This is a genomic window from Synechococcus sp. RC10A2, from assembly GCF_047502605.1.
Genome location: NZ_JANSHP010000072.1, coordinates 41,543 through 52,577 on the forward strand (window position 1 = coordinate 41,543; position 11,035 = coordinate 52,577).

The 11,035-nt window shown below is 60.1% G+C and carries 12 protein-coding genes and 1 pseudogene; 5 read left to right on the forward strand and 8 right to left on the reverse strand.

Annotation, left to right across the window (positions count from 1 at the left end; genetic code table 11):
- Positions 1–125: 125 nt before the first annotated feature.
- The 3 genes and pseudogenes from NW848_RS10380 to NW848_RS10390 all read left to right on the forward strand — a co-directional run bounded on the left by NW848_RS10380 (position 126) and on the right by NW848_RS10390 (position 3,811).
- Positions 126–1,973: an aminopeptidase P family protein gene (locus NW848_RS10380; RefSeq protein ID WP_240527865.1), complete on the forward strand. Its 1,848-nt coding sequence runs from the start codon at positions 126–128 to the stop codon at positions 1,971–1,973.
- An 88-nt stretch (positions 1,974–2,061) separates the two neighbouring features.
- Positions 2,062–2,487, forward strand: a complete 426-nt coding sequence (locus NW848_RS10385; protein ID WP_011430539.1) for a TerB family tellurite resistance protein — start codon at positions 2,062–2,064, stop codon at positions 2,485–2,487.
- Positions 2,488–2,977: 490 nt separating this feature from the next.
- A pseudogene (locus NW848_RS10390) lies at positions 2,978–3,811 on the forward strand (TMEM43 family protein).
- 248 nt (positions 3,812–4,059) lie between these two features.
- Here NW848_RS10390 and NW848_RS10395 read toward each other — a convergent pair.
- From NW848_RS10395 to NW848_RS10430, 8 genes are all read right to left on the reverse strand, one after another.
- The gene (locus NW848_RS10395; protein ID WP_414402757.1) at positions 4,060–5,265 is read right to left on the reverse strand and encodes a PLP-dependent aminotransferase family protein; all 1,206 of its coding nucleotides are present in this window, start codon (positions 5,263–5,265) and stop codon (positions 4,060–4,062) included.
- Between the two features lie 26 nt (positions 5,266–5,291).
- Positions 5,292–6,389 (reverse strand): hypothetical protein, encoded by a 1,098-nt coding sequence (locus tag NW848_RS10400; RefSeq protein ID WP_228375226.1) that lies wholly within the window; start codon positions 6,387–6,389, stop codon positions 5,292–5,294.
- The gene (locus NW848_RS10405; protein WP_187147154.1) at positions 6,386–6,928 is read right to left on the reverse strand and encodes a hypothetical protein; all 543 of its coding nucleotides are present in this window, start codon (positions 6,926–6,928) and stop codon (positions 6,386–6,388) included. The genes NW848_RS10400 and NW848_RS10405 overlap by 4 nt, the downstream gene beginning before the upstream one ends.
- A gap of 101 nt (positions 6,929–7,029) precedes the next feature.
- Positions 7,030–7,728 carry an orotidine-5'-phosphate decarboxylase gene (pyrF, locus tag NW848_RS10410; protein WP_011430543.1) on the reverse strand — a complete coding sequence of 233 codons (699 nt, stop codon included), beginning with the start codon at positions 7,726–7,728 and terminating at the stop codon, positions 7,030–7,032.
- 20 nt (positions 7,729–7,748) lie between these two features.
- Positions 7,749–8,180 (reverse strand): DUF6464 family protein, encoded by a 432-nt coding sequence (locus NW848_RS10415; RefSeq protein ID WP_240527863.1) that lies wholly within the window; start codon positions 8,178–8,180, stop codon positions 7,749–7,751.
- 55 nt (positions 8,181–8,235) lie between these two features.
- On the reverse strand, positions 8,236–8,577 hold the full coding sequence (locus NW848_RS10420) for a hypothetical protein (RefSeq protein WP_011430545.1): 342 nt from the start codon (positions 8,575–8,577) through the stop codon (positions 8,236–8,238).
- A gap of 64 nt (positions 8,578–8,641) precedes the next feature.
- Entirely contained in the window at positions 8,642–9,454 is an 813-nt protein-coding gene (gene pgeF, locus NW848_RS10425) for a peptidoglycan editing factor PgeF (RefSeq protein ID WP_011430546.1), read from the reverse strand.
- Complete coding sequence (locus NW848_RS10430) at positions 9,451–9,864, reverse strand: DUF3119 family protein (RefSeq protein ID WP_011430547.1); 414 nt, start codon at positions 9,862–9,864, stop codon at positions 9,451–9,453. The genes pgeF and NW848_RS10430 overlap by 4 nt, the downstream gene beginning before the upstream one ends.
- A 150-nt stretch (positions 9,865–10,014) precedes the next feature.
- On the opposite strand from NW848_RS10430, the gene NW848_RS10435 reads away from it, so the two are divergent.
- Together NW848_RS10435 and NW848_RS10440 are read left to right on the forward strand one after the other, a co-directional pair.
- Positions 10,015–10,380 (forward strand): arsenic resistance protein, encoded by a 366-nt coding sequence (locus NW848_RS10435; protein WP_414402758.1) that lies wholly within the window; start codon positions 10,015–10,017, stop codon positions 10,378–10,380.
- Positions 10,353–11,035: arsenic resistance protein (locus tag NW848_RS10440; RefSeq protein ID WP_414511096.1), on the forward strand; the 683-nt coding region annotated here is incomplete at its 3' end. The genes NW848_RS10435 and NW848_RS10440, both read left to right, overlap by 28 nt.

The window sequence follows — 11,035 nt, forward strand, 5'->3', positions numbered from 1 at the left end:
GCGTTCGCAACCGCGTCGCCTAGCAATAACGCAGAAGCCCTTGGCTACTGCTTCGCAGTTGACCAGCGGCCTAGGTAGCCGGTTCCTCTCTTCCCATCTGCTTTCCCAAGGTAAAGAGAACTATATTGGTCTCTAAGGTCATCGGCCCAGATCTCCCTCTCATCCCCACCATGCTCCAAACCCTGCCCCGCCTGGATATTGCCACTCGTTTGCAGCAGTTGCGCCAGCTTTTGCAGGAACAAAATCTCGATGGCTTTTGGGTGCCCTCGGCTGATGAGCACCTCAATGAGTATTTGCTGGAATATCGCAAGCGGCGGCAGTGGATCACGGGCTTTACCGGCTCGGTGGGCGATGCCCTAATCAGCCAAGACCGCGCCTGGCTGTGGGTGGATCCCCGCTACCACGAGCAGGCGGAGCGGGAGGTGGATCCCAACCTGTTTACGGTGATCAAAGGCGGCCTGCCGGATCAGCCCAGCCTGATGGAGATCGTGGAAGAGCTGGGATCCGGCTTTCGCCTGGGGGTGGATCCTTTTACGGTGTCGGTGGCCACCTACCGCCAGTTGCAAGCCCACGCCCAAGCCGGAGGAGTGCTGCTGGTGCCGGTTAGCGAAAACCCACTGGACAAGCTGGCCAAGGAATCTAGCCAAGCCCTCTTGGAGCAACCCATCTACCCTGTCCCTGCCCAGCTCTGCGGAGCCCCCCCCAGCGACAAGCTGGCCCAGGTGCGCCAGGAGATGCGCCGCAAGCGGGTGGGACTGTTGCCCCTAACCAAACTGGATCAGGTAGCTTGGCTGTTTAACCTGCGCGGCTCCGACATTCCCTACAACCCGGTCTTCCGCGCCTATGCGCTAGTTGCCCTGGAGAGGGTTGCCCTGTTTACTGATCTGGAGCGCCTCACTCCCTCCGCAAAGCAAGTGCTGGCTGAGGCAGGGGTAGAGCTCTGGCCCTACGAGGCCTACCGGGAACAACTGCCCCAGTGGGCCGAGCGCTACGGGCCAGTGGGAGTAGATCCCAAGCAGACTACCCAGGGCACGCAAGAGCTGCTGCGGGGGGCAACCTGTCGCGAGTTGGATCACCCCGTGGATCTCCTCAAGGCGGTCAAAAACCCCACCGAGCTGGAGCAGATGCGCCTGGCCAACCGCAAAGCCAGCCGGGCCAAGATCCGCACCCTGGCCTGGATTGACCGGCAAATCCAAGCAGGGATCCCCATCAGCGAAGCCGATGTGGCCGCTGTTATGGAGGCCCACTACCGCGAGGAAGGGGATTGGGTGGGCCTGAGCTTCAACACCATTGCCGGGGCCGGCGCCAACAGCTCCATCGTCCACTACGGCACCCCCGATCCCCAGAAGTTCTTGCAGACAGGCGAGTTGTTTCTGTTGGATTCCGGATCCCACTACCTGGGGGGCACGACCGACGCTACCCGCACCCTCTGGATTGGCCCGCAACCGGCGGATCCCCTGTGCCGGCGGCGCTACACCGAGGTGCTCAAAGCCCACATTCACTGCGCCCGTCAGATCTTCCCCCCCGATACCTACGGCGTCTCCTTGGATGGCATTGCCCGTTCCAGCCTTTGGCAAGCGGGGCTGGACTACGGCCACGGTACCGGCCACGGTGTCGGCGCCTTTTTGAACGTCCACGAGGGGCCCAACGGGATCCACCGCCGCGCCAGCACCCCCCTCAAGGTAGGCATGATCACCAGTATCGAGCCGGGCTACTACCAGCCGGGCTGGGGTGGAATTCGCCTAGAGAACCTCTACGAAGTGATTGCAATTCCGGAGCCAGAGGGCTGGATGGGCTTTCGCTCCCTGACTTGGATCCCTTTCGATAGGCGGCTGATCGATTGGGATCTCTTGGACGAGGCACAGCGGGCTTGGCTTGAGGAGTATCACCGCCAGGTCTACGCCATTCACCACGCCACCTTGTCAGAACAAGATGCCGCCTGGTTAAAACGCGCCTGCGGCCTCGCCGAGTGAGACTGCCCCTGGCCAGCCCCTTCCCAGCTCGCTCAGGGCCCCAGAACCCCGACCGCCAGCGGCACCTCTAGCGACAAGGGATCCCGCCATGAACCCGACAACCCAACATCGGCTCATCCTCAAAATTGTGGCCGGCTCCGCCTGGGCCGATGGGCACCTAGAGCCGCAGGAGTTGGCCTATCTGAGATCCCTGCTGCGCCGCTATGGTTTGGAGCACGATGCCGAGCTGCGAGAGCTGATCCAAGAGCCCATTCCGATGGCGCAAACGGAGCGCTGGATGGCCGATTATCTCGCCCAGGCCACCGAAACCGAGCGCCTACAACTTCTGGGGGCAATCGGCAACCTGATGATGGCCGACAACGCCGTTTCTCCGGAAGAGCACGACCTTTTGGATGACTACTACACCCTAATGGCAGGGATCCCGCCTCGCCCAGAATCGGCACCCCATCTGGTGAAGGGCGTGGGGCAGTTTTTCCGGCGCCTGGTCAAGGCTGTAAGGGGGGACATTGCTTAATCAATTCTTAGCTGAAAAATAGGGTTCTCATAACCTGTACGAGGTGCAATCTACTTCTGGAATAGACATAAGTTTGGAAAAGTTAAAAACTTGCTCTGAATTCTATAATTCTATAAAACGGCTAGATTTCATGGATAAATAGAAGGGGCTGTGCTAGACTGAAGTCATCGCTGGGGACAGGGCTATGGCTGAGCGTTATAGATAGGTAGAGCGGGTTGGGTTTGGCTCGCGGCTGGCCAGTTCTTTTGTATCAGTGTTTGTTGGATTGATTTTATTTTTGGGATCGTTCTGGCTTTTGTTTTGGAATGAGGGGCGGGTCAACCTTGCCCAAGTGGCAACTGGGGCCATTGAAATCAGTCCATTGGGCTCGCCCTCTGCGCCTCTTGGAAGCTTAGTATCGCTCACAGGCCCAATTACCAGCAATGAGCTTTTGGGCGATAATCTCTTCCTGCGGCCAGGGCCGTATATTGCCGTCAGGCGCAAGGCGGAAATGTATGCTTGGGAAGAGGAATGGGAAGAGGAAAAAGAAACTCGCACTCAAGAGGAGTTTGGCGGATCGGAAGTCAGAGAGACAATCTATACTTACACCAAAGTCTGGACGGAAAACCCCGAAGATTCAAGCCGGTTTTATCGCAGCAGTGAGCACGTCAACCCACCGATGGCTTTTTCCAGCCAACTCTTTTGAGTCAGCCAGGCTCAAATTGGGAATTACCGAATTGGAATGCAAGATTTGCAGATCGAAACTCCCTACGCTGTTCCTCTGGAGCCCCAAACGTTGATCCCGGGGATCCCAGCTAGGGTGGAAGGCTTTTATGTTTTCAAGGGGCGGGGAACCCTGGCCAATCCACAAATTGGCGATATGCGAACTTCGTACACTGCCTTGTACAGCGAAACTCAAGTAACTGTCTTTGGTCGTTTGGCCACCCCTAACAGCCTAGAGAGCTACCTGGGGCCGCGCAGCATTCGATTTTATCGGCTATTTGCCAGCGATCGATTTGCAGCCATTGAGCGTCTTGCTGCCGAACACAATGCCCTGACTTGGATCCTGCGCTTTGTGGGATTCTTGATGATGTGGATCGGGGCCGACTCTTTCTTCGTCCCCCTTCATACGATGCTCAGCATCTTTCCTTTTCTAAGCGGCCTGGGGCGATCTATGACGAGAGTGGTCACCTTTTTCATAGCCTTGGTTTTAACAGGGACGACTATTTTAGTCTCATCGATAGTGCATAATCCGGTGGCGCTGCTCCTCTGTTTGGGTGTGGCGGGAGTTTTCATCCTCAACGTGCTGGGGCGACGTCCCAGACGGCAAGTGGCAGGTTTTTAAGAGTTCCTCTGCCGGCACAGCAAAGAGCTTGCAGCGCTGCTGCATCCATTCAAATATGGCTGCTCCGAAGAGCAGCGAAATAGCTTGTCTCGATTCCTCTTACTTTCCCCTCACCCCCAACTTCTCTCCCGAAGGACAAAAGGAGCTGGGGATCAAGGCAAACGGTTTCAACGCAATTTGGAGCGACCAACCTACTAATCCCCGAAGGTTAAGAGCCGCTTTGTGGCTGCCCTAGCAGATTCTTTTTCCTATATTGATCGTTGGCCCATGAGTTTGTACAGTTGCTCTCCGAGGATCTGGATGCCGCTGAGGATGCGCTCTTCCGGTTGGTAGCTGAAGGCGAGGCGCAGGGCGTGATCCCCTTGGCCATCAGCAAAGCAGTGGGTACCCGGCAAGAAAGTTACCCCCAGCGCTCGGGTGGCCTCCAGCAAGGTGTTGGCACTCAGGGGAGGGGGCAGCTCGCACCAGATAAAGAATCCACCCCCAGGGGCCTCCACCTTGACTTCAGGGGGAAAACATTGAGCGATGGCCTCCAACATCAGGTGGCACTTTTCTCGGTAACGGCGGATCAAAAGCTGAATGTGGCTCTCTAGGCGGCCTTCCCCGCAGTATCGGGCCACCACCCGGCCCAAAAAAGGCCCCAGGGATCCCTCGCTGCGAAACATCTCCAAGCGGCGGATGATCTCGGGATGGCCACAGGCCCAGCCCACCCGCACCCCCGGCGCCACAATCTTGGAAAAGGTGCCCACGTGCAGAACCCAGCCCTCTTTATCCAGCGCGGCCAAACTGGGCAAGGGATCCCCGACAAAGCGCAGGTCGTAGTAGGCCTCGTCCTCCACCACCACCACGCCGTATTCAGCCGCCAACTGCAGCAGCTTCTGCCGCCGCGGCCAAGAGAGGGTGCAGCCCCTAGGGTTGTGAAAGGTGGGAATGGTGTAGATAAAGCGGGGTGGGATCCCTTGGCGGGCTAGCTCGCGCAACACCTCTTCCAGGCGATCCACCACCATGCCCTCCCCATCCACCGGGATCGAGATCAGACGCGCCCCTGCCGCCGCAAAACGGCTGACCGCCCCCATGAAGGTGGGCCCCTCCACGATCACCACATCCCCCGGCTCCACAAAGACCTGGGGCAAGAGGCCAAGGATCTGCCCAGAGCCATAGCCGATCAAGAGGTTTTCCGGCTGCGCCTCCACCCCTCTGGCCCGCATCAACTGCTGCACCACCTCGATCAACCCGGCAAAGGTGCCGCCGTAATTGAGGGCAGCATCCCCATCTTCCGCCAACACCTCCGCTGTCGCCCGCGCCAGGTCGGCCTTGGGAAACAACCGCGGATCCGCCAGGCCAAAGGTAAAACTGGTTACTACCGGCACCGCCCCAGCGATCTCCGCGCCAACAGGAGGCGGGATCACCGCCTGGGCCCGCCGGGCGAACAGGGTCTCTAAGAGGGGCCGCATCCGAATCTTCAAGGCAGGAGAAGAACTCAGGCCAACGCTTGCCACGATAACAAGAACGAGCTGGCTAAGAGCAGGGATCCCAAAAACTGTCGCCAGCCCCGGCAGGGGATCTCCGCCAAGACGCCACCGGCACTCAGGCACAAAAAGGGCAGGGCCACCAGGCCCCAACGGGCGCTTTGCTGCAACAGGTTCATCTGGGGATCCCAAAGCCAAGCTGCTAGCACCCCCATCCACAGGACATGGCCCAAACCAGCCAAGCTGAGCAGGGTTTGTTGGCGTTCCGCCCAGGGCCAACCCAGCCGCACCAAGGCCAGCCCCAAGGGCAACATCAAGGTGGCCAGAACAGCCAGGCCGCTTTGGCTGGTGAGCGAATAGGACACCGTCGCCGTAGGAAAGCGCTCTGTCCCGGTGAAGGGATCGGCGGGCAGCTCGACCCGCAGCAACCAGGAGAGGCCAATCACCAGCAGCAGCCAGAGTAGCCCTTGCAACCGCTGCCGCGGCCAGTGTTGGCTAGTCCATAGCGCCCCCCAGAGCAGGGCCAAGAGCCAAACTTTGTAGCTCAAGGCACAGGCCAGCGCCAAACCCCCCCAGCGCAGGCGGGATCCCGGTCCAACACCGCTGCTGACCAACAAGACCAGGCTGGCCAAGATCTCGTTGCCCGGCTCCAAACCCTGGGTCAGCACCCAGGGGCTGAGTCCCCACAGGCCAGCGCTCCAGAAATTGCCCCAGCTCCAGCACAACAGCAGGATTACCAGGCAGGCCAGGGCCGAGACAGCTCGCAGGATCCCTTCGGGGGGGATCCCGGTTCCCTCAGCCAGCCAGGGCAGTAGCCCGTTTGCAATTGAATGGTAGAGAGGCAGTTCCGCTTGGACAGGGGGCAGGGATCCCTCAGGGCCACTGATGGGCACAGCGCGCCACCACAGCATCTGAGCCGGTTGCCCCACAAAGCGGAGCCGCTGACCCAGCAGCAACCCCATCCCTCCCCACAGCAGCCAGTGGCTCACCCAACTGAGCCCGTCTGGGCGGTGGTGCCGACGTTTGTCCGCCCTGGACAGGCTCAGTTGAGGAAAAGAGGGACGAGACAGCCGTTTGCCCTGAGGAGGCATGGCGGGGGGAAACTTCATAGGGTAGGCCTAGTCAACTCTAGATCGCCCGTCAAGGGACACCCAGCCTCCTGCCAGCGACGAATGGCTTGGGCGGTCAGTCCTTCGGTGACGTCGCGGACAGGAACACCGGCGCCGGTAACCTGCAGGCGCACCAGTTGCCAGGGATCCCCAGGTGTAGCCCGCAGCACATAAGCTTCATAAGCCAGTTGCAGGGTTTCGCTGCGCCGACCGGCTAGGGGGTTATCCTCCCGCTCGGGCTGCTGGGGCAGAACCAAGCGGCGCTCCAGCGTGGTGAAATACAAGCGAAAGCCTTGGGAAGCCGAGGCGGCTGGGCTATCCGGCAGAAGCTGGGCCAGCTCCTCGGCAGAGAGGAGTTCGGCCTCTGGCCGGCCCACCAACACCACCTGAAAGTCTGAGCGGGCGCGGCTCAAGGCCAAATTGAGAAACAAGGGCAACTGCTCTGTCAGGGCTTCAGCCCAGGTTTGCGGATCGGCAGCACAAACTTCTCCTCTGGCTGCTGTGGCAGTAAGGCAGCACAACCCCAAAGCCGCCGACAAACCTATCCGCCACCCCCCTCGGGCGGGGTGGGGGAAAAGATACCCGCCCGCTTGTCTTCTTCGCCGGCTACACCAGCCTAGGAACGGCATTGCCCCAATCCTCAGCCGATCGCTTCCTCTACAGCTTGAAAGCGTTGCCAGGCCGAAACGGGATCCGCAGCCGCCGTGATGGGGCGGCCCACCACCAAATAATCGGCCCCCGCCCGCAGCGCTGCCGCAGGGGTGCAGACCCGCCGCTGGTCGTCCTCCGCTTCTGGATCCCCAAGGCGGATCCCTGGGGTTACCAGCAGCACCTCCGGCCCCAAAGCCTGCCGTAGCCGTCCCACTTCCTGGGGGGAGCAGACCAGCCCGCTCACGCCTTGATCCAGAGCTAGCCGCGCCAACTGCAACACATAGTCGCCGGGATCTCGTTCAACGCCCAACTCCTGCCGCACCTGGTCGGGGCCAAGGCTGGTGAGAAGAGTAACTGCCAACAGCCGGCAAGAACTGCCCTGGGTGGCGGCCACTGCTGCCCGCAACATGGCACTGCCGCCAGCGGCATGAACGGTGAGCAGATCCACCCCATAACCAACGGCCACCTGAGCGGCCCGCCCCACTGTGTGGGGAATGTCGTGCAGCTTTAAATCGAGAAAAATGCGCTTGCCCCGTTCCTTAAGGGCCTGCAAAATCTGAGGGCCAACAGCCGTAAACAGCTCCAGGCCCACCTTCCACCACAGCACCTGGGGCAGGCGATCCACCCACTTCAGGGCCTGCTCCCAAGAAGCGGTATCTAGAGCAACAATGAGGCGGCTACCCTGCATGGCGAAAGCCCTCAGGCCGGCTAACGCGAAGGGCTCCGCTCTCGCGGCTCATAGTGGGGGCAGCCTTCACAGGGGCCATAGGGGTTGACGGCACAGCGCAACTCCGGGGAAAGGGCATTGTAGCGACAGGTGGGATCCCCAATCCAGCCAGGCGGCGAAGCGACATAAGTATAAACAACTACACCCCCGAACCCCAGTGGGCTGACGAAGAAACGGCTGGTGCTGAAGGACTCCCCCCCAGCAGGGTTGAACGTTTCCTCATCGAGCTCTGAACCGGGCTGCGGCTCCTCCTCCAGGCTCCAGAAGGCTTCCCACTGCCGAAGGGTTTCTTGGAGAGGCGCGGCCAGGTGTTCCGCCAACTCCGTCAGGGCGGCTTCCAAAGCGGTGAGGCTTTCTTCCGCCGCCTGGGTGAAGGCTGCCACCCATTCCTCCAAGAGCTTCTCAAAATCCATGCAGCAGCAACCTGAGAGCTTTCTTTTCACCTTACCGCTTGCCTGGGCAAGCCGGCTAACTTCCCCCTTGACAAACGGCATCTACTAACTCTTGGTTGACCAAGGGAAACAGCTCCGCCAATTCTTCGGCAGATAGGTTGCCGGTACAAACATTGGCGCGGATATGCCACTCTGCCCACATCAGCGCCGAGGGAACGGTGGGATCCTGGCCTTGCTCGGAGCCGGAACCCTTTGCGGGCCCTGGAGCCAGGCGGCGTCCGGGCCCGATGTTCAGTTGCAGTACGTTGTCGCGGTTGATGCCCGTCAGAGAGGTCTGGGCAGGGGCTTCTCCGACAAAGGCAAAAGGGAAAGACAAAGCCACCCAAACCAACCCCCGAAGGGCAAGCCGGCAAAGCATGGGATCCCTCCCCCGCGAGATAGGGTTGAGTTTTGAGGGCAATTATAGCTGCTATTTTTGGCAGCTAGGATTTGTCAAAAGCCGCCTTTGGCAGGCCAATCGCCGACCACTGCACGCAACGACGGCCCTGGTCATCCTCTAAGGCCCCCTCGCGGCGATAGGAAAAGAAATCCTGAGGCTGGCCAAAGGTGCAATGAGGACTGATGGCGATGTGCTCCGGCGGGATCCCCTGAGCTTCGGCCTGGGCGCGGTTGATCCAGCGCAGATCCAGGCGCACCTTACCCGGCAGAGGATCTGGCCAGAGGGCAGGTTGTGGGTCTACCCCTGAAGGCAGCGACTGCAGCACCTGCTCGGCCACTTCCTGAGAAACCTGGTAGGCTGGCCCGGAGATGGCCGGCCCCAGGGCAATGCGGATTTGGCTGGCAGGGATCCCCCCCTGGAGAAAGGCCTGCAGCACCTTAGTCAGGATACCGGCAGCCGTCCCCCTCCAGCCGGCGTGAACTGCGGCCACCCAGTGGGGGCTGGCCACCAAAATGGGCACACAGTCGGCAGTGCAAACCCAGGCCGAGTCCCCTGGGCGACGGGCGATCACGGCATCTGCTTCGGGACGGGCGAAACTCCCTTCCCCGACGTGAGAACCTGAAGCCCTCCCCTGGGAGAAGACAACTGCATCCGCCCACGTCCAGCGACAGCCATGCACCTGGTGGCCCCACGCAGCTCGTTCTGGGAGGAGTTGCAACTGGTCGGCCATATCGGCTGGTTGATAGGGGGAAGCTTGACGACAGCCAAAAGCATGGGGCCACCCCGCCAGCAGTTGACACTGCAGCCAACGCCATCTCCCTGCCTCTTGCCAAACCCAGCCCCCGGAACCGCTCATCGGCCTGATGGGTGGAAAGGGGATCCCTGCCGTCGGGCGTGCAGGTGGCCTAGCCGCTCCTCCAGGCAGATGCGCAGCTCGACCGGGTTGAAGAGCATCGGCAAAAAGTGAATGCTCCGGCTTTCTCGGAAGAAAAACAAAATCGGCACCGGCCGCCAGAAGATCTGCCAGTCCTGCCACTCGCTGTAGGGGAACTCGCGGATGCGCCGGGAGCCGCTGTAGACCTGCAGCGCCGTGCGGGTAAAGGCCAGCCCGATCAGACAGGTCTGTACCAGCAAAAACAGGCCAAACAACCCCACTCCCAACCCTAGCCAAAACGAGAGCCACAACAGCGGCACCGCCAAAGCCAGCACTGCCAAGCTGAGGCGGAAGTCGGGGGTCAACAGATGGGCAGAGTGGGGTTTGATCACTTTTTGCTTCTCCTCCGCTTGCCAGCTCCATTTTACGCCGCTGCCACTACCTTTCTCCGGAGGGATCCCGCCTCTGGGTAAGTTGGGGGCATACCAAACAAGTTGTTTTGATGTATCCTGACAGAGCACACAGGAACGCGGCTTTTGATCATGGCCCTAACCGCATCTGACCCCAAAGCTCTCCCCAGCGGCGGCTCCCTGAGCTTTTTTGAGCGCTATCTCACCCTTTGGGTGGCCCTGTGTATTGTTGCCGGGATCCTCCTGGGGCGATGGTTTCCGGGCGTGGCCGAGGCTTTGGATGCCTTGAGCCTCTATCAGGTCTCCCTTCCCATTGCCGTCTGCCTGTTTTTCATGATGTATCCCATCATGGTGAAAATTGACTTCGGCCAGGCAGCCTATGCTTTGAAATCTCCCAAGCCAGTGCTGTTGACCCTGGCCGTGAACTGGCTGGTGAAGCCCTTTACCATGGTGGTGATCGCCCAGTTTTTTTGGGGTGGCTGTTTGCCCCTTGGATAACCGGCACGGAAATCATCCGCGGCACAGAGATTAGCCTCAGCAGCTCCTACATTGCCGGGGCCATTTTGTTGGGCATTGCTCCTTGTACAGCCATGGTGCTGATGTGGGGCTATCTCAGCTATGGCAACCAGGGCCACACCCTGGTGATGGTGGCGGTGAACTCTTTAACCATGCTCTTCCTCTACGCACCGCTGGGCCGCTGGCTGCTGGCCATGAGCGATTTAACGGTGCCCTGGCAAACCATTTTGCTGTCGGTGGCCGTCTATGTGGGCCTACCGTTAGTTGCAGGAGCAGCCTCCCGCTATTGGATTCTCAAAACCAAGGGCCGGGAATGGTTTGAAAAAGCTTTTTTGCGCTACCTCAACCCCATTGCCATCGCCGCCTTGCTGGTGACGTTGGTGCTTCTTTTTGCTTTTAAAGGGGATCTCATTGTGGAAAATCCCTTCCACATTTTGTTGATCGCAGTGCCTCTTTTCGTTCAAACCAACCTCATTTTCGGCATCACCTATGTGGCAGCCCAGAAACTGGGCTTGTGCTATGAGGATGCGGCTCCGGCAGCTTTAATCGGCGCCAGCAACCACTTTGAGGTGGCCATTGCAACGGCGGTGGTGCTGTTTGGCTTGAACTCAGGGGCCGCCCTGGCCACCGTCGTAGG